At 45.1% G+C, this 18,521-nt stretch carries 17 protein-coding genes; 14 read left to right on the top strand and 3 right to left on the bottom strand.

Annotated elements, in window-relative coordinates:
• Positions 1-164: 164 nt before the first annotated feature.
• Positions 165-905, bottom strand: a complete 741-nt coding sequence (locus ACZRKO_RS21865) for a hypothetical protein (RefSeq protein ID WP_414058643.1) — start codon at positions 903-905, stop codon at positions 165-167.
• Between the two features lie 270 nt (positions 906-1,175).
• Here ACZRKO_RS21865 and ACZRKO_RS21860 point away from each other — a divergent pair.
• A protein-coding gene (locus tag ACZRKO_RS21860; protein ID WP_112169525.1) for an IS3 family transposase occupies positions 1,176-2,350 on the top strand; the annotation gives its coding sequence in 2 pieces (ribosomal slippage) (positions 1,176-1,434 and positions 1,434-2,350; 1,176 coding nt in all).
• A 1,450-nt stretch (positions 2,351-3,800) separates the two neighbouring features.
• Here the strand turns inward: ACZRKO_RS21860 and ACZRKO_RS21855 are convergent.
• Both ACZRKO_RS21855 and ACZRKO_RS21850 read right to left on the bottom strand, forming a co-directional pair.
• On the bottom strand, positions 3,801-4,853 hold the full coding sequence (locus ACZRKO_RS21855) for a hypothetical protein (protein ID WP_414058642.1): 1,053 nt from the start codon (positions 4,851-4,853) through the stop codon (positions 3,801-3,803).
• A 209-nt stretch (positions 4,854-5,062) separates the two neighbouring features.
• Positions 5,063-5,344 (bottom strand): hypothetical protein, encoded by a 282-nt coding sequence (locus tag ACZRKO_RS21850; RefSeq protein ID WP_119823548.1) that lies wholly within the window; start codon positions 5,342-5,344, stop codon positions 5,063-5,065.
• Between the two features lie 115 nt (positions 5,345-5,459).
• On the opposite strand from ACZRKO_RS21850, the gene ACZRKO_RS21845 reads away from it, so the two are divergent.
• From ACZRKO_RS21845 to traN, 13 genes are all read left to right on the top strand, one after another.
• Entirely contained in the window at positions 5,460-5,810 is a 351-nt protein-coding gene (locus ACZRKO_RS21845) for a hypothetical protein (protein ID WP_414061937.1), read from the top strand.
• Between the two features lie 77 nt (positions 5,811-5,887).
• Positions 5,888-6,226, top strand: a complete 339-nt coding sequence (locus ACZRKO_RS21840; protein WP_119823550.1) for a hypothetical protein — start codon at positions 5,888-5,890, stop codon at positions 6,224-6,226.
• Positions 6,227-6,768: 542 nt separating this feature from the next.
• Positions 6,769-7,134 (top strand): hypothetical protein, encoded by a 366-nt coding sequence (locus ACZRKO_RS21835; RefSeq protein ID WP_414058640.1) that lies wholly within the window; start codon positions 6,769-6,771, stop codon positions 7,132-7,134.
• A complete protein-coding gene (locus ACZRKO_RS21830; protein ID WP_414058639.1) occupies positions 7,131-8,042 on the top strand; it encodes a DsbC family protein in 912 nt (303 codons plus the stop codon). Before ACZRKO_RS21835 ends, ACZRKO_RS21830 begins: the two co-directional genes overlap by 4 nt.
• 15 nt (positions 8,043-8,057) lie before the next feature.
• Entirely contained in the window at positions 8,058-8,459 is a 402-nt protein-coding gene (locus tag ACZRKO_RS21825; protein WP_119823553.1) for a conjugative transfer protein TraE, read from the top strand.
• A 12-nt stretch (positions 8,460-8,471) separates the two neighbouring features.
• The gene (locus ACZRKO_RS21820) at positions 8,472-8,753 is read left to right on the top strand and encodes a hypothetical protein (protein ID WP_119823555.1); all 282 of its coding nucleotides are present in this window, start codon (positions 8,472-8,474) and stop codon (positions 8,751-8,753) included.
• A 3-nt stretch (positions 8,754-8,756) separates the two neighbouring features.
• Positions 8,757-9,386, top strand: a complete 630-nt coding sequence (locus ACZRKO_RS21815; protein WP_413531334.1) for a TraE/TraK family type IV conjugative transfer system protein — start codon at positions 8,757-8,759, stop codon at positions 9,384-9,386.
• A 3-nt stretch (positions 9,387-9,389) separates the two neighbouring features.
• Positions 9,390-10,184: a TraK domain-containing protein gene (locus ACZRKO_RS21810; protein ID WP_119823559.1), complete on the top strand. Its 795-nt coding sequence runs from the start codon at positions 9,390-9,392 to the stop codon at positions 10,182-10,184.
• A complete protein-coding gene (locus ACZRKO_RS21805) occupies positions 10,184-11,455 on the top strand; it encodes a TraB/VirB10 family protein (RefSeq protein ID WP_414058638.1) in 1,272 nt (423 codons plus the stop codon). The genes ACZRKO_RS21810 and ACZRKO_RS21805 overlap by 1 nt, the downstream gene beginning before the upstream one ends.
• A complete protein-coding gene (locus tag ACZRKO_RS21800) occupies positions 11,455-11,964 on the top strand; it encodes a TraV family lipoprotein (protein ID WP_119823563.1) in 510 nt (169 codons plus the stop codon). The genes ACZRKO_RS21805 and ACZRKO_RS21800 overlap by 1 nt, the downstream gene beginning before the upstream one ends.
• Before the next feature lies 1 nt (position 11,965).
• Positions 11,966-14,506, top strand: a complete 2,541-nt coding sequence (locus ACZRKO_RS21795) for a TraC family protein (protein ID WP_119823565.1) — start codon at positions 11,966-11,968, stop codon at positions 14,504-14,506.
• Between the two features lie 2 nt (positions 14,507-14,508).
• The gene (locus ACZRKO_RS21790) at positions 14,509-16,530 is read left to right on the top strand and encodes a conjugal transfer protein TraN (protein ID WP_413531335.1); all 2,022 of its coding nucleotides are present in this window, start codon (positions 14,509-14,511) and stop codon (positions 16,528-16,530) included.
• 8 nt (positions 16,531-16,538) lie between these two features.
• Entirely contained in the window at positions 16,539-18,407 is a 1,869-nt protein-coding gene (gene traN / locus ACZRKO_RS21785) for a conjugal transfer protein TraN (RefSeq protein WP_413531336.1), read from the top strand.
• Positions 18,408-18,521 lie beyond the last annotated feature (114 nt).

Raw genomic sequence — 18,521 nt, 5'->3', positions numbered from 1 at the left:
CCTCCGATGAAATGGTCTGTGGTATGTCTAAACTGGTAACTTCCCACTCTGACACACCCACCTTTAAATACTTTAGTCATAATGAAACTAGCAACTGCCCATTCGAATATGCCCACATCTAAGGGGTTAGAGGTCCAATGGGGCGAAAACCTACGCTAAGTTCATCATGGGCGGGTGAAACGCTTAAGCCTGCTGGCGAACCATTGTGGCTCAATTCCTTTATCTGATTCGTTGGCAAATTCAGGGAAGTTTTGCCAGAAGTTCGTTATAGCATCTGCAATTTCGACAAACTGCGCTTCACTTACCTTCAGTTCATCCGGTCGTGGGCCTATGCGCCCTCTTAGTTTTGGATATGCTGATGGGTAATACTCGGGGTATTTGCTCACCAGGTCCCTATGAGAGCGTCCTTTCCCATGCTTATAAACATTTACCAGCAACTGGCAAGCGTCCAGCTTTACATAGAATGGCTTAGCCTTGATTTTTACCCCTGCCCATTCCAGCAAATCAATCAGCAGCGGAAACTCTACATTCCAGATCAAACCGTCTATCGTAGCCGGTTGCCAGTTCCGAAACTCTATGACCATCTTCTCACGCAAGGCTTTATCAAACTGATGGAACATACCAGCGGTCAAGGCCAAGGTGATGGTGTTATGCATCTCATGTAGGGCTTGGTAATGTGAGATGCCTTCATTAAATGCAGCTTCCGCTGAATCAGCCGGGTCATCCCGCTCGGGGTCAAAATACTGGCCCAACATTTCATAGTGTGCCTGCACCGCCTCGTCAGCCTCACGCGAGATGTCATGAAATTGAGAGAGTAGCCGCTTGCGTGCCTGTAAGACATAGAACTTGTGAGGCTCAAGAATTGTGCGGCTATCAAATTTATCAAACCAGAATGTATACCCCATGATGATTACCCTATGAAATCAATATTCTTTAGGCCAGTACAATACACAACATAAGCCTATCTGGGGCAGAGTATTGGCGAGGCCGACTAACGCTAGCGTAGGCTTTCGCCCCATAGGACCTCAAACCCATCTAAGTATCTTATGGTGTGTCGAAGTAGGCAGATTCCCATTCTGACACACCCATCTTTTAGTATTTTTGTAGTGGCATAGTGAATTTGGCCACCTGAATAGAGGTGATATCATCACCTCATAGTCAAAACAGGTGACATTATGACCGGACGTAACAGACGCAATTTTAGCCCCGAGTTTCGCCTCGAAGCCGCCCAGCTTGTACTCGATCAGCATTACACCGTTGCCGCCGCTGCCACGGCAATGAATGTCGGTAAATCCACGATGGACAAGTGGGTCCGGCAGTTGAAAGAAGAGCGAGGGGGGAAATCACCCATAGCTTCACCAATGACACCTGAGCAGATTGAGATACGTGAGTTGAAGAAAAGACTCCAACGCGTTGAAATGGAAAGGGATATATTAAAAAAGGCTACCGCGCTCTTGATGTCAGACTCCCTGAACAGTTCTCATTAGTTGAGAAACTCAGGGCGCGGTTTCCTGTTGCCGTTGTGTGCAACGTGTTTGGGGTTCATCGCAGCAGCTATAAATACTGGCGGCAGCCAAAGAAGCCTGATGCCGCACGCGTGGCATTACTGGGCCTTGTTCGTGAAAGCTATCGCGAAAGTAATGGTTCCGCAGGTGCACGTAATATTGCCGCGATGGTCACCACCAAAGGCGTAAAACTGAGCCGCTGGCGGGCAACAAAGCTGATGAAAGAACTTAATCTCATCAGCTGTCAGCAGCCTGGCCATCGATATAAGAAGGCGTCTAAGGAACACGTAGAGATACCTAATTATCTGGAACGCCAGTTTGCAGTAACAGAGCCTAATCAGGTCTGGTGCGGTGATGTGACTTATATCTGGACAGGTAAGCGCTGGGCTTATTTAGCCATTGTGCTTGATCTGTTTTCCCGTAAACCGGTTGGCTGGGCGATGTCATTTTTCCCTGATTCCGCACTGACAGGTAAAGCCCTGTCGATGGCCTGGGAAGCACGGGGAAAACCGGCTAATTTACTGTATCACTCGGATCAAGGCAGTCACTATACCAGCAGGAATTTCAGACAGTTACTGTGGAGATATCAGATAAAGCAAAGCCTGAGTCGCCGGGGAAATTGCTGGGATAACAGTCCAATGGAACGGTTCTTCAGAAGCCTGAAAACAGAGTGGGTACCGGATAATGGCTACGCGAATTTTAGCGAAGCCAGCACGGCAATAACGAATTACATCACAGGATATTACAGCCAGCTCAGACCTCATCAATATAATGGTGGTTTGACGCCGAATGAATCAGAACGATTGTTCTGGAAAAACTCTAAAGCTGTGGCCAGTTTTTGTTGACCACTACATTTGTGGTGTGCCGAATCAGGTAATTTCCCACTCTGGCACACCCATTCCTCAATATGCAGTGGTGTGTCTAAGTGGGTATCCTCCCACTCTGACACACCTCTCTCTTAGTATTCTGTGGTGTGTCGTAATCGGTAACTTCAAAATCAACCATACTCTAATCCGAAACGTTCGATAAAACAGATAGGTATCTTTCTGGTCGGATACTTTCTACAAATAGCAACTGAAGGCAATAAGTATCCTACTTGCCTACTGCCAACATGGTGGGTCGTAACAGGCAATCTCCCACTCTGACACACTCTCTTTATGTAAGAGGCAAGGTGTAGTTCCTGACTTTATGCACTTTACCTTGGCTGTAAGCTGCTGTGACTGGGGCAAGCAGCTGCACACCTAATACATACACTAAAACCTTAAAGTAAGTTCGGTGTGTCGAAATGGGAGGTTTCCCACTTTGCCCCACCTTTATTAGCGAGTGGGTCACAACGGGGAAGGGTTGTTGTTGGAAGACTAATGTTCTCCCATACTAAATGTGCCTGACTCGTTTCCAATACTGACACACTGAGGTAGTTTATCTTATGGGTGTGTCAGAACCGGCAACTTCCCAATCTGACACACTGTATTAGACTTACCCGGACATGTTGCACCGGTCGATATTGATACCACGTAGAGAACGCCTTACCGTACCCTCTCTGACATACCGTCTACTGCTTCTGTGATCACACTCAATTTCAACAAAATACATCCGCAACGTTCTTCGGGCATTTTTATGGTGTGTGGAAATGGGGAAAGTTTGAACTCATGGGAAAACGAACGGATGCGTCTGTGACGCATAAAGGCGCAGAACGATAGCAACAGTAGGGTGCAAGGCGTTAATCGCGCCGTAGCCCGCCACAGGCGGTGCAATACCTCATATTGCATCATCACCATCCCGCCCTGCTAAGCCTACGGGCTCGCTGCTTTCATCTTATGGTTAGTTAGCCAGTACGCAGTGGCTGAGCGTAGCGAAGCGTATCTGCGCCTTAGTGGTGCTTGCACCACTTAGGTGGCGTTACTATGTTTATCTGCCTGCCATATATGGCAGGTGCTACCTTTTTCATTTTGCCTATCATCTGAATTTCTGGAATAGGATTGTGCCCGTAGCGTAGCTAGGGTGGTGCTCCAGGCATACCCGGAGGGTTGCCAGAAGTAATCCCTTTTTAAAGGGCTTGTTAAGTTCAGAAACTACGTTCGAATTTAATTGAATTATCAAAAGGAGTTCGAAGCTAACTGCGTAATTAAAATACAGTTTGACGGCGAAAGCGGATAACGAATAAACCATAAGGGCATTAGGGGCGAAAAGTTGAAATGATCTAATTAGAAAATGGTTGCTTTGGGGCCGAAGTGGTTAGGGAATGCAGCACTAAAACCGCCTAGCGGCGGTGATATACACATTACGAACTGTGGGTTAGTGTTGGCCGGCGCGTTCGAGTAGAAGGCTATAGTAACGTTCCTCATCGTCCTGGCGGAGAGACGGGAATTCCCTATCTACATCACTTTGGATCCTCTTAGTCAAAAACGTTGGTGATGACCCACAGGACTCCCATTTAAACCAACGGTATTTGGCACTTCTCTGACGAAGAGGGACAACGACTGATTTTTGCTCAATTGCCCCTGACAGCGCACCAATGATTTCTTGTTTTTCGTTTTGCAGTTCAGGACTGGTGATTTGCCATTTAACTTTTTTCAACAATTTTTTGAGAGCGTGTTTCTTCTCAATACTTAAATTCAGCCGTTCCAAACGTAAAAGATGACGCTCATTACGTTGCTTAAGTGTCTGGGAAAGCCCATTTTTCCTTGCCCATTGCCGGAATCGATTTAAAGAACTGCGAAGTTCATCAATGTTAATACCCTTGGAGGTGAAAAAATCTGTGGTTAAGAAAATTCGAACTGCTTTGTATTGCCCCTTATCTGAGTCCCAGTCGCGATCGACGTATAATTGTTTTAACTCTTCTGTTACTCGTAGTGCGTGGAGTGCGACATCATAAGCAAGACGACCATTTTCATATTTATGAAGCACACCCATTTGGCGGGCGATCTCTTCGAAGGGCACCATAACTTCAAACGGGTATTCGCTCTCCGGGTTAAAATCACAATTCGCGGCAAGCACAAAATGCAGTGCAGTTAATGCCTCACGACTTTCCGACCTGACACTTATGCGCATCGGTTTGGGTTTAAAATCAGGGTCAAATTGGCGAGTAAAGGGGGTGTATCCTCTTTGCCTGAGTAAGATTAGCGCGGCGTTCCTGTTCCAATCATGGGTAGTGATGCAACCGAACAATTTCGAGGCCATACCTTTTGGCGCCGAAACATTACACAACGGTTGGCTACGACGGTGAATTTTAGATTTCCCTTTACGCAGCGAGTTTGACTCACCACGTCGCGAGGAACGGTAAAGAACCGTTTCGGGAAGATTGCAATGATACAAATTTGTATCATCATGATTTACTTGAAGTTTCACGCGTAAGCCTACTATCCGATCCATGAATCGAAAGCAGCGCCGAGGGCTTTATTTTGACCAATATTTTGCTATACTGACCCTGTAAACCACAATGTTGCTTTGTTTGGCGACGAGGACAACGTTGATGGTGCTAAGGTTAGTATGCGGTCGGTGTTCGGCACTGCCGCCTTATTTAGACCCCGGTTATCGCAAGATAACCGGGGTTTTTTCTATTTATCCTTTACAACTTTTACTTCAGCACAGAGAAGCCTGTCATAGCCGGGGAATCTACTATCCAAAAAGCGGATAACCGACCCTCTCGAACTAAAGCAACGAACCTTTCGTTTTTCTTGCTGAGTATGCGTTGTAACCAACTGCGCAACATCGCCGCAGCGGGTTAAAAATTCCAGGGTGTAAGGCCGGTTAGAATCTGTATCAAATGCTATCTGGATACCAGATAGGAAGTTCTCGCTCGCCAGCTTTACAGCTGTGTCAAGTCTCCAATCGTACATAAACCAGTCCCTTACATTTCAAAACGTTTTTCAGAATACTATATTAATATTACATAGGGTAGCAGTTGGATTAAAAAGTGGTAAAATTTAGATCCAGGCAGAAAGGATGATCATCGTGAAAGACAAGTTGCAAGGGGTGAGGGGGTACAAGCAGATCTCCTTGAAAAGATTTAGTAGAACTATATCGCACAACCTGAAGCTGTTGGCTCTTTCCCGTGGCCAGAACCTCTATGAGTTGCATGATCAGATTGTTGGTGAATTTGTGTGTAGCGAAGCTAACTTGATCAAACCCATAGTAAATGAGACGTATTCTTACAACGTTTTCATAGGGCCAGAGGCTCAGGAACTTGCGACAAGTTTGTCAATGAAGCTAAAAGTTACTGAATCAGAGATTATCTATTCAGCTTTAGTCTCCTTTGCCGATAAATTACTGCTGAATCACTCTTTAGCAGCACTAAAAAAGTGAAATTAGCTAAGAGTCTTATTGTGAATCCGAGTGTTTCACTATAGAACCATCACAACAACTATAAATGGGTTAGCGGAATGTCAAAGAATCCATCCAAGAATCCTTCAGATTGGAAATTCAAGCGGTTTAGGATTGAGCCTGAACTAATATCTCAGATCGAGAATCTGGCCAATGTCCGGGGCGAACAAAAAGGAGATATTATTGCCGAAACTATGGAGTGGTTTATCAAAAATCGCTCTGATGGTACGATCTCTCCACGTTACTTTGCGAGCCCTAATGAAGCACCTTACACGGGCATTTGGGTTACCCCGGATACCGCAAAAAAAATTGATAGCATGGCGCAGACAGATAGCCAAAACTCTAACAGAGTTATTTACACAGCTATCGCAAGGTACATCGACAAAGACAAAACCTGATTTTAACCGCTCAAACGAGCGGTTTTTTTTCGTACTTTCCTGTAACCGAAGAAACGGAAGGGATCCTTCCCTAACGTTTCTTCGGTTGGACAAGCCACCGGCGCGTCAGCATTTCCTGAGTTATGCCAAACTGAAATCTTTTTGCCGTATTTCGTGCTTAACGAGATCAGGGGCGTTACTGATTTAGCTCTTCAAAAATTGACAACGCTGGACAATTCAGTTTTGAATTTCGAACGCTACATCTAAATAGCCTAGGTAAGTTAGTTACGATCGCTTTGATGATTAGTGACCCTCATTCAAATTAACCGCCTTCTCTGTTTACTTTCGATATTTCCTGCTAAGACCATCCCTGAGTAATCAAGCCGAATAAATGTCGCGTTTAAAATTCATTAAGTCATTGTTTATTAGGTATTTATTGAAAAGCCATCGTGTTCCCAACTAAGAAATTAATTTTTATCTAACCATTTATTGATTGATTTCAAATTCCGTTTATAATCCCTTCATGATACAAGTTTGTATCATGATAAAGAGATAATCAGCCGATGAAGATTAACAAGATTATGGCTTCGCTAATCGCAGTCATGGGGTCACAACTGTGTTCTCAGATTGCCCTGGCTGACCAGATTATTCAAAAACCATACGGTGCCTTTTATATCGTCAATGACCATGACGCGGAGCAAATTTTTGACCGCAATAATTTTGGCTTTTTTGTGATCCCTCCATCGGTTGATACACGTCCTGTTATCAAGCCGATGCGTAAGACCAAAAAACATAATGTTAAGAAACTGGCATCGAAGAAAACAGAACAATGTCCGCCTACAAATTGTCCTGTTAAACCACTTAAGCCCGTTACGACTGTAGAACCTGCCGAATCAATATTTTTAAGACTGGAGAGTATGAAAAAATGACTTTTAACAAGTGCCTTATCGCCGCAGCAATTGCCTTCGGCCTGACAGTAAATCTTGCGCATGCGCAAAATGACATCCCAAAAACTGATGTGTCAGCAAAGACAGAATCTGCTAAAGCGGTCGGCATTAATAAAGAACCTTTATCTAGTTCAGTTGATTTGAAAAAAGCGCAGGACCAACTGGCCACATCATTCAATGGCATGAGTGTTACCGGCTTTCATGAATCGCCAATTCCAGGTGTTTATGAAGTTAAAACAGGCGGGAATATTATCTATTTCCATCCTGGTCAAGACGGTAAGAAGGGTGTGTTGTTGTTTGGGGAGATGTACGACTCAACCGGCACAAATCTGACAGAACTCAGCAAAATGGGCAGTCTAAGTGACACGTTGAAATCAGTTCCTTTGGATACTGCTATCACTATCGGTCCTAAAAACGCTCCAATTTTTTATGAGTTTACCGATCCTGACTGCCCGTACTGCCATGCATATGACCAATGGATTAAAGAGTATTCAAAGACACACCCCGTCCAGCGAAAGCTGATTTTCATGGTAAATCCTGGGCACCCTCTGGCACGCGCCAAAATCGAGCACGTAATTTGTTCTAAAGATAAAGATGAAGCCGTGCGCTACGTCTATTCAGAAGAGCTCCCACACAACCCGGACAGTGCAGATGCGATGCAAATGGCTAAGCAGAAAGCACTAAAGACTTGTAAGGAAGCAGACCAGGTAATCGCAGAGCACGACAAAGTGCTGAAGGCTGTCGGCGTCAATGGTACTCCGTCATTCCTTTTCAATGTTGATACAAAACCTAATCTTATCGTTGGATTCAATCAGCAAAAGATTGCTGACGCCATCACCGAGCTGGAAAAACCCGCAGTAACAAAAGTCGATAAATCATCAACCAAATAAATCATGGAGTCTTATATGCACACAGCTTGCAAAACTAACTTTGCTGCCATTTCTGCCTTAACAGGCGCAGTAGAGAACGATTCAATTTGGGCAAAAGTACGCTCAGAAATGCTCAACAACTCTTTAGCCCGAAAATTAACTGTGGGTTTTGGAACGTTGTCCGCCTTGGCGATGAGTCAGGCCGCTGTAGCATTTGCCGCCCCTTCCACTGGGAGCTTTGCTTACAACATCTATGACATCGCTATCAATAAAGTCGCAAACGGACCAATCGGTTTCGTTGGCGGCGGCTGGTTGATTGCAATGGCCGCAACGAAAATGAATGAAGGATGGGTGCGAGCTCTTCCTTATGCCATCGGTGGTTCATGCCTGATCAAGATTGAAGAACTTACATCTTCATTGGGCGCAATTCTTAATTAATAGGGGGACAGGATGGAATACGGATTTAAAGAAGGGCGCCTATTTAGATATCCACACATGCCGATCCAGATCTTCTGGTTCGACCGTGACGAGTGGCTGATTCTGATCGCGAGTTATCTCGTAAGTATGCAACTAGGTGGTATTACCTGGCTTGTAGTCTTTCCCGTATCCATCCTTTCCATTTCTATTAAACGCACCAAGGGGCGTGGTTTTTTTCGACATACGCTCTATGAGTTTGGGTTAATTGAGATCCACGGTTATCCGAATTCGTCAGCCAAAAAGTTAGAGGAGTAACTAATGTTCAAAAAGGCGAAATCGGCGATGGTAAAACACTCCGGCGAGGCGATGAATAATGAGCAGAAAGACATTGCTGAAAAAAAGCAGACCCGCATCATGCTCATAATTCTTCTTGTTTTATGCGGTCTGATTTACCAGAAAGTCAGCAAATATGCATCACAGCAAACAACAGTTCTCGTTCCCTATGGCGCAAAATCAAGTGACATGCTAATCACCGGTGAGAGTGCATCTACAGGATATGTCCGGCAGCTGGCCCGCCTGATTGTTACCGACTATGGATCTGTATCTAAAGCCAGCGTGGATAATAAATATGCTGAGCTTTTGGGAATAGTCCATATCGACCGCGTTGAGGCAATGCGCGTGAAGCTGAACGAAAAAGCCAAATATTTTAAGCAGTTTAATACAGTGTCGCAAAGCATGGAGATTATGAATGACCAACCCATGACGATAACTGAAAATCCAGAAGGTCGTGATTACAAAACGGATGCAAAAATAATCTATCGTCTGGTCCTCAGTGTTGAGCAAAGAAAGATAGTCGGTGACGTTGCTAAGACACCTGAAACGCTGAAATTATCTATCGATTATACAATTGCAGAAGGCCGATTCTGGATTCTGGATATTAAAGGCTAAAATATGAAAAAGTACATCACTACATTGCTGATACTCGTATCAGCAATGTCAACTGCTGCTGAGAAAAAGACTGTTTCACAAAATGTTCAGCGTGTATTACCTGAAATATCCACGCAAATTGTATTATCTAATCGTGATGTAAACCGTATGGTTTGTGAATCTGGTGAGGCGAGCAAACCTGTTTTCAGTAAAGAGAAACCTGTAACAGTAGAAGTAAGCAAAGACCGTCGTTCATTCTGGGTGAAATTCAAATACCTGGCTGAAGGAGGGGTAAACCATTATTACTCTGAACCAACTGAGTTATATGTAACCTGCGGCACAAGTACGTTCGAATTAATTGCCATCCCTAAATATGAAGATCCCCACAAAATCTTATTAGGTTCCGACACGAAGGACCGTATTAAGGATAATCAATCAATATTTGGTGCTTTGTCATTAGAAGAAGCGGCGGTAACTCTTTCGACGAAAATCATCACGGACGGGGATGCCACAGGTAAAGGGCTACCTGAAAGTTTTCAAGTAGTTCCCGACCGGACTAGCTGGACACGCAGCATTTATGACAATCGTGGCCGACAAATTCCAGTCGAAGTAAGAAAGGAGCGTGATGTTCTGGTTGATGGTACAGGTCTGCGTGGTTCTCAATACACTATTCGCGCTCTTAACTCAGTCCAACTAAACGAGGCTATGTTTTTAAATTCTCAGTTTGGCAGCAACATATTCGCCATTACTGCTGAGAGCTTAGCTTTAAGTGCTGGCCAGCTTACAACTCTAGTTATTATTCATCGGGAGACAATGTAATGAATGATAATAAATTCCCTTTAATTGAAAAATTGAGGGCGTCATTTCATAGGCGCCCATCAGCTGAACAAAAGAAGATTAAAAAATATGGAACCATTGGTTTCACTGCCCTCGTTTTGCTCGGCATCTATTATCTGACAGGTCAGAATGATAAAAAACCTCGAGTGCCTGAAGTTAAACAAGAAGTCACCGCTGATAAAACAGCCGGGCTTATTCAAGACGATATCATTACAACTCTCAACGGGAGAATTGATGAGCAGAACCAAAATATAAAAGGCTCTGTCCAAGATGCTGTCGCTCAAGCATTTAAGGAGGGCAAATTTGGTCTTACTCCGCCACCAGGAGGTATAAACCCAAACGCCCTGAACTCTACTGAATTGACTGCCGGTCCGGAGCAGCCGGTTGGCGCTGCACCAGGTAATGCTCAGGCAAACAACCCTAATGTCACTGACTATCCGGGCATGTCGAACTATCCAGCACCTGCGGGCTACGGCGGCGATAATTCCCGAGCATCACAAAATGCACAAGATTCGCAGCAGGAAGAGAAATCTGTAATTTGGGTAGGCGATATTTCTGAAGGTAACGATGATGTTGGCCTATCCACGCCGGCTACGGATTCTGCTGAAAAAAAGAATACGATCCAGTTGCCGGTTGGATTTATGAAAGCAAAACTCCTGGTCGGCGTTAATGCCCTCACTGGGCAGTATGGTTCCGAAAACCCGCAAACACTTATGTTCCGGGTTCAGGCTCCGGCACAGCTGCCAAATTTCATCAGAATGAATCTCCGTGGTTGCTTCAATATCGCAAACGTCAGCGGCAATCTCAGCTCTGAACGGATCATCGTTCTGCCCGTTTCCATTCATTGCATGACTATGGATGGCAAATACATCGTCGAAGGCAATGTGAAAGGGTTCGTTTCCGATGCTGATGGTAAGCGTGATATGTCGGCACGAGTCGTTTCACGGGCCGGTCGTCTACTTGCAGCCACTGTATTTGCTAAATCAATTGAGGGTTTCGCCAACGTTATTGGCCAACAATCCATTCAGCAAAACACCTCCGCGCTTGGCTCAGTGAACACAATCAAACCTGGTGAAGCAACTCAGAACGCAGCTGCGACGGGCGTAGCCGGTGGTTTTACAGAGGTTTCAAAGTACCTCCTCAACCTTGCACAACAAACCTCACCGGCGCTTGAAACAGGACCCGGTAAAGACGTCATGTTGTTTATTCAAGAAACTGCCGAACTAACCATCCGTGAAGTAAGGATTAAATAATGAAACTACTTAAAATCACACTTATGGCCGTTGCAGTATCCTCGCTGTCTGGCTGTCTGCTTCCATACCACAATGATTTTGCCTGTAAGTTGGAAGACGGTTACGGCAAATGTATTTCTTCTAACGATGCTTACGATGAGGCCACGACTGGTGTCGATAAGGGACATGCAATAACGGAAGATGGTGTGGTCGATGACCCAAAGGGCTCTGCCGCTAAAACAACGGCGGCGGCGGCCCCAACCACTCCTGATCCTGCTTATCAGCAATACAAAGACCGCGTTTACAAAAAAATGGCAAAGCTTATTGAAGAGCCTCAAACACCTGTTGTTCGTCAACCAACGGTCGTTAGAACGCTGATTCTGTCATATTCGCCAAATCTTGATGACCAGACGGCATACATGCCTCGTTATGTATTTACCATGCTTAATGGCCCTAAATTCGTTATGTCTGATTACAAGCTGTCAACGGATGATACACCGCCAGGCTTTCTAATGGGGGGCAGGGGATAATATGTTAAAAGCCCTTTATAAAAGCGTGGAGAAAAACCTTCTATTAAAAAATGAAGTAACACGCTCCGATGTTCTCCAGCTGGCCAAGAGGGATCAACCCAGCGAATATTTACCTTGGCTGGCATTCATGAAACAGCTCCCCGGCCAGGATAGTGACACAAACGCATTCTTAAATTTTGATAATACCATTGGCTGGATCTTTGAACTCAAGCCTCTGGCATTTTTGGGAAACGATAAGTTAGACAAGCTCCACGGTATTGTTCGGGCACAGTTTCCTAAAGGCACGGTTACACAGTGGATTCTGTTCCCGGATCATAACCTTGATGATTCAATCCAAAGGTATCGCGACGCCCGTACAACCGATAACCCTATTACTGCAATGAACGTAGATGCAATGGAGAAATTCCTCCGCGAGGGTACCGATGGTGTTGAGAAAATAGCCAACATTCCAATTAGGAACTTCAGGTTATTTTTCACCATTAAGCACGAACAAATAATTTCGGAAGAACTGCTCGTCACCGTAGAGCAGGGCTTTGACATGGCCGGAATGGAGCCTCGTCGATGGAATGCTGATGACCTCATAAAATGGGGCTCTGAATTCTTTAATGGTACTCCAAGTAAGCGAACTTACGATCCTAGTGTTCAACTTCGTAAACAGATGAACACTTCAAATCTTGATTTCAGCTCAGACGATTCAATTTCGTTTCTTGGCCATCGTCATGGGATCTGTCTTTATCCCAATGTTGTTCCCCAAAAAGACAACACGCCTCTACGAACCAATGAGCTATTCGGTGGTTTCATGGGGACTGAAGATGATATGAAGCAAATCAAATATCCCTTCATGTACACATTGACGGTTATTTATGAAGATCTCAAAAAGAACATCACAGACAAAGCTACGCAGACAATGTTTCAGCGTGTGGGGGCTGGACTCGCGGCATCACTAAATCAACGCATTATTGAATTCTCAATCATGCAGGACAAGATTGCGAAGGGCGCCAAATTTGCTTACATAATGCCGCAATTATGGGTGTTTGCTGATACAGAAAAAGAAGTCCGCGAAGCCGCTGGTCAAGCTAAAAACCTTTGGGAAGGTTTTGATTTTGAGATGATGTATGAAACCTCAATTAAAAAAGTGATGTTTTTTACCGCTCTACCTTTTGGCCTTTACCATATAGATAACAACGTTGAAACTATTGACCGTCACTTTTATCTCGATACGGAAGATATCGCCCGTTTCCTGCCAGTACAGGGGGATTTTCGTGGAGGTGGACGGCCCGTACAATCCTATATAGGTCGAAAGGGCCAAATAATATCTCTGGATATGTTCGACAAGCGTGCGAATGCCCACAATTTCTTTGTCATCGCGGAGACAGGTGGGGGTAAGTCATTCTTGCTGAATGATATGATCGACAATTATGCCTCCATTGGTGCGAAAGTACGAATCGTTGATTTAGGGCGTTCATACGAAAAACAAACTCGTATTCGCAAAGGTCGATTTATCGACTTTAACCTGCAAGAACCTATCTGTATTAATCCCCTGGACTTTATTTATAACGACGAAGAAGACCTGGAAAAAAATATCTCGGCTGCACAGATTGTATTTGCATCCTGCGCTTACTCCTTTACAGGGAAAAGCGTCAGCGAAGTTGAAGCCAATCTTATCGACCACGCCTGCCATGCAGCAATTAAAAGCGGTGACCAGCTGCGCGGTACTGATGCTCTAATCGATTTTTTCAACACTAACAGCATTGCCACTGGTGAGGTTTCGGACAAACTACAAAAACCTCTAGCTGAAATAACCGAATCAGCCCAAAGGCTCGCCTTCCTACTCCATAACTTTAGCCGTGAGGGTGCATTTGGGAAATTCTTTACCGGTAAAACTACATTCAGCATAAAAGATGATGAATTTGTTTGTACCGACATTGAAAAACTGCGCGCTGTAAAGCAACTGTTCTTTCCGATGGTTATGAACCTGATGAATGCGGTAACACAGGATTTGTACCTCTCCGACCGTTCCCGCCCAAGTATCATTTTGTTTGAAGAGATTGCGTCGATTGTTAAAAAGACCGGCAACATTTCGATGGACGGTCTTAGCGCAATGATCGACGAAGGATACCGTCGCGCCCGTAAATATCGCGGATCAATGGGCATTGTGCTCCAGTCACCGCTCGACCTTGAAGCATTACCTGGCTTGGGTCCGGTAGTCAGGGCTAACGCCCAATGGCGGTATTACTTAGCTTCAGCCATGTATGAAGAGGCCGTTAAAAAAGGATTACTTCCAGGCATGACCGACGGTTTCCCACTGAAACTCCTCAGCAGTGTTCGAAACGCCCGCCCACGCTATGGTGAGGTATTTATCGATAGTCCTTTAGGAATGGGGGTAGCACGCCTTTGTGTTGATAAATGGCGTTACTGGATCAACACATCGGACGGTGATGACGTTGCTGCGTTTGACCGGCTTATGCTTCAGGGTATCGAACCTATTGATGCACTGATCCAGCTCTCCGGTGTAAACCCGATGATGAATACAGCGGGGTAAAAATGAACTTACTTAGGCTATTTCTGGGGGCAGCAATGCTCCCTGTTTTTTTTGCGCATGCGCAAAACCCAATCAAACCCAATGTCGCCGATATCTCAAAAAGTAAGGATCTGGCTTCATCCATTAATACCACTGTTCAGGGGCAAACAAACTCCGCTTCCCGACTTAATACCAGTCAAATAAGACCTGCTTCCGGCGATGCCACAATGACGACATATGATGGCAAAACATCCTTTAACGGAAAAGCCGTATGTCAGGGAACATCGGAATTCATGCGAATGCTCGTTCAACCTGCGGCGAATGGTGACCTGAAATTGCTAAATATCATGCAGGATACCGATATGAACGGCAGTCTCAATATGACTTCATCCCCAGGATGGAACATTTCCGTGGTATGCAGCAATGGTTTCCAGACATGTTCAGACGCTAACAATGCTGCTACCTGCAAATCTTGGGCATGGGTTGCAGACGCTCAGACGTATCAACTCGGCCGCAAAAGTGTGGCTATGAGTGATTTAGGGGGCTGCTACTGCATCAATAACAGCTGCGGTAATAATTTGGCCTGGAACAATCTGGGGCAAGTACTGAATGACTTGGGTGGGGGGGCTTCACAAGCACTTTCAAAAGCGAATCCTTGGTTCACGCTAAGCCAAATTAAAGTTGATGGAGTCTCCGCATCTTTCGTCGGGGGTGAAACCGCTTCGTGTTCTATGGGCGATTCAAAAAACTTCTTCGGTACCTCTGACGGTAAGAAGATCTTGAATTACCAGGATAACTATAACGCGATGAAAACCGATGCAGGCGATGCAACGACAACAAGCACAGCTTACAAGATGATCACTAATGGGAGCCTAAATCCAAACGAGCAATCAGACTTTCGTAATTGTGATATCACGCGTTCCGTCGCCCTCAATGAGCCTACCCTCAATGACGTGATCAGCTTTGACGGTGGAGAAGGGACCGTTCAGCAGTGTGGGGCCGATTGCTTACAGCTCGTTCTCGGCAGGTTAGGAGACGACTACTGGAGTGGTACATGTAAATATTTTGAGGTCACATCTAACTTCTTCGTGAAGCAGCCGGACCGTATTGTTAATGCCACTTTGATCAATGCTGTCTTCGATGACTGGATGCAGTTATGGGCGGGAGATAAAGTTGTTTGGTCTGGTCCTTATAATAATTGGAGCGATGCTGGCCCAGTTCCGGGAGCATGTGAATTAGGTAAATCTTGGAACCAGAATCCTAATATGGATTTTAAGCAGTATCTGAATAAAGAAGGTCAAATCTCCTTTAAAATTCGCGTGGAAGTGAGTGGTAAAGGTGAAGGTTATGCACTGGTTAGGATAAAAACAGACCTGTCCTGTAAAGAGGGCAATGAAAATGTCACCAATACCTGTACTGCTTACGAAAATGACCGAGACTGCCAACTAGTCGATGAAACAGTGGATGGAGTTAAAACATTCACCAGCAGCATTAACACCGGTCTAATCCCCCTCGCCCAAACTCAAGTAGTTCAGGGAAACTTCTGCTCAATCGCTGTTAAAAGAGACTGGTTCAAGAAGAAACGCACTTACCGATGCAACACCCGTACTGATAATAACTTCGACAACATAATTGCGCGAAAGGCTTATGTCGATAAGACAGTCACGCCTGGCGATTACAAAGACAAAATGTTTTCGAATGGGAACGTCACTTACGGAGCCGGTGAGTTGTTTTGGCCAGATATGCCAACCGTTGGTCCGTGCGTAAACATGTGCAAAACCCGCAAGCCGAAGATTGCACCCGACATGGCTATCAGCGGCCAAGTGGACAGAAATAATCAGACTGGAGTCACTAAATACGACAACTTCTATTACGAGTGCGGCAGTAACAATCAATGCCCAGCCAGCGCCGGTGAAGAAGTCGTAAAAGCTTGCCAGTGTCTAAATGAATTCGCAGAAGCCGCCGCGATCATGCAAGTCATCCGACAGGGTGGTCAGGACATGATTTGCAGCTCCGGGACTCCAAAAAAACCTGATGGTAAGTGAGAGACATAATGGAATTTATTAAAAAAATAATCAGTGCAATTTTAGTGGTCACGCACTTTGTCATGATTATTGGAGTAATGCCTGTCAGCGCTGCCGTTACACCGTCGCCGAATTACGTTTGTGGCCAAGACTTGAATAACAATGGATATCTCGGGGATGAAGGAGAATATCAGTCATGCAACATGGCAACAATAAAACATACGACGCCTGCTAATACCTCCTGTTTGTCGGGATACACCATGCTATCGACCGGCGCCTGCATGAAATATGACTACGCGCCTTTCGGTAGTCAGTGTCCAAGCGGCTATTTCATTCAGAATGGTCGCTGCCTTCAGGAACAATACCTTTCCCCTACAGCATATTGCCCTTCCGGCTATGTATCGACAGGAAGTGGATGTGCGCGTTACGACTATTCATCTCCGTCACAAAGCTGTCCCGCCGGAGGATTCATTCAAAATGGACGCTGCATAACCCAGTCTGAAATTGCACCATCAATGAACTGTCAGGGAAAGGGGAATGGTGGCATCGTATCTTATGCAGGCCAGCCCGCATGTATGAACCAATTACCTGGCAGCTGTCCCGCCAAAAATTCATCCGTGATCGCCACGCAGAATATCCCGATGCCAGGGGGCGGTGCGTGCATGATTTGGATGTATCCAAACTATATTTGTACCCAGGGTTCGTTAAGCAATGGTACGTGTCTTGTTCAGAACGATCAGGGTGTTCCACAACTCAATTGTCCTGGCGGAACCGTGCTTGAAGGTGGCCAATGTAAAAGAACGGAGAATACCGGATACAACTACCTGTGTAGCGTTGGCACACTTACCAACGGACAATGTAAAGTCGTCAACGACGGTGGGCCTGTACAAGCGGTCTGTCAGGCTGGCTATGTACCTGAAAATGGACAATGCGTTAAATCCACGCAGTCTCCAGTCCAATATAGCTGCACTCAAGGAGCATTGAACGGGACAGCTTGCTTATGGGACACACAAGAGAACTATTGTCCGATAGGTGTTAACAATTCATGCCTTAACAACAATGGGGGAGCCTCCTGCTCTGCAAATAAGTGCATTGATATCAGTACTAATAAACCAGTCGATGAGGGCAATATTGATGGTTCTATGCTGGTAAATGACGGCAAGAAAACCGAAGACGGGGTGTGCTTAGACCAGATTTTAATCTTCAGCGGCCGCGCGCAGGATTGTAAGCTTGCAGGTATCGATACAGCGTATAAAAATTGCTGCAAAAGTGAAGGGAAGGTTTTCACTGATTCTGTAGGCCCCATCAGTACTGTGGCATCTGCTGCCGGTAATATTTCAAAAGTTTACGGCGCGGCTCAAGAAGCATATACCTACTATTCTGTTGCGATGACAGCCACTGGCGATACCGCGGTTGCATCATCTATGGCAGCTCAAGGCTTTGGCAATGCCATGATCGTTGCATTTGACCCTACTACATTAGCAATTTCAGTCGCTATCTACTTTGCGATGCAGTACATGATGAAAGCCTGCGATCAAACCTCGATGGAAACCGCAATGGAGGCAGGTTCTGGGTATTGCCACGAAGTCGGCACTTACTGCAAAAAGAAAATTCCTTTACTCGGGTGTGTACAAAAAGCGACCAGCTACTGTTGCTTTAACTCAAAATTGGCCAGAATAATTCATGAGCAAGGCCGCCCGCAGCTTAAGAACTTCAATGGTTGGGGTGATTCAGGTTCACCACAGTGTAGGGGGTTTTCACCTGATGAGTTCCAAGCTCTTGATTTCGGTGCAATTGACTTAACTGAATATGTAGAAGACATGGTAAAAAATACCACTGATCAAATCCAAAGCAACGTTAATCAAATCACTCAGGATTTTTACGAAAAAACAAATTAAATGACCATGCCAAGGCATGCGCCTTGGCTTTTTTAATTGCTTATTTATCAAATGGATAATGAGATTTAATTTCAGATAAAAAATTAACCAAAATCTAGTGTGTGTCCTAATTAA

The sequence above is a fragment of the Ewingella sp. C233 genome (genome assembly GCF_055407225.1).
The sequence above is the reverse complement of the archived record's forward strand: the minus strand, read 5'-3'. Positions and strand labels throughout refer to the sequence as shown.

Bases quoted from the DNA above. Each gene is read 5' to 3' on its own strand.
- ACZRKO_RS21825 (WP_119823553.1), top strand. From the start codon at position 8,058: ATGCACACAGCTTGCAAAACTAACTTTGCTGCCATTTCTGCCTTAACA.
- traN (WP_413531336.1), top strand. From the start codon at position 16,539: ATGGAATTTATTAAAAAAATAATCAGTGCAATTTTAGTGGTCACGCAC.
- ACZRKO_RS21805 (WP_414058638.1), top strand. From the start codon at position 10,184: ATGAATGATAATAAATTCCCTTTAATTGAAAAATTGAGGGCGTCATTT.
- ACZRKO_RS21800 (WP_119823563.1), top strand. From the start codon at position 11,455: ATGAAACTACTTAAAATCACACTTATGGCCGTTGCAGTATCCTCGCTG.
- ACZRKO_RS21850 (WP_119823548.1), bottom strand. From the start codon at position 5,344: ATGTACGATTGGAGACTTGACACAGCTGTAAAGCTGGCGAGCGAGAAC.
- ACZRKO_RS21865 (WP_414058643.1), bottom strand. From the start codon at position 905: ATGGGGTATACATTCTGGTTTGATAAATTTGATAGCCGCACAATTCTT.
- ACZRKO_RS21835 (WP_414058640.1), top strand. From the start codon at position 6,769: ATGAAGATTAACAAGATTATGGCTTCGCTAATCGCAGTCATGGGGTCA.
- ACZRKO_RS21815 (WP_413531334.1), top strand. From the start codon at position 8,757: ATGTTCAAAAAGGCGAAATCGGCGATGGTAAAACACTCCGGCGAGGCG.
- ACZRKO_RS21830 (WP_414058639.1), top strand. From the start codon at position 7,131: ATGACTTTTAACAAGTGCCTTATCGCCGCAGCAATTGCCTTCGGCCTG.
- ACZRKO_RS21840 (WP_119823550.1), top strand. From the start codon at position 5,888: ATGTCAAAGAATCCATCCAAGAATCCTTCAGATTGGAAATTCAAGCGG.
- ACZRKO_RS21810 (WP_119823559.1), top strand. From the start codon at position 9,390: ATGAAAAAGTACATCACTACATTGCTGATACTCGTATCAGCAATGTCA.
- ACZRKO_RS21790 (WP_413531335.1), top strand. From the start codon at position 14,509: ATGAACTTACTTAGGCTATTTCTGGGGGCAGCAATGCTCCCTGTTTTT.
- ACZRKO_RS21820 (WP_119823555.1), top strand. From the start codon at position 8,472: ATGGAATACGGATTTAAAGAAGGGCGCCTATTTAGATATCCACACATG.
- ACZRKO_RS21795 (WP_119823565.1), top strand. From the start codon at position 11,966: ATGTTAAAAGCCCTTTATAAAAGCGTGGAGAAAAACCTTCTATTAAAA.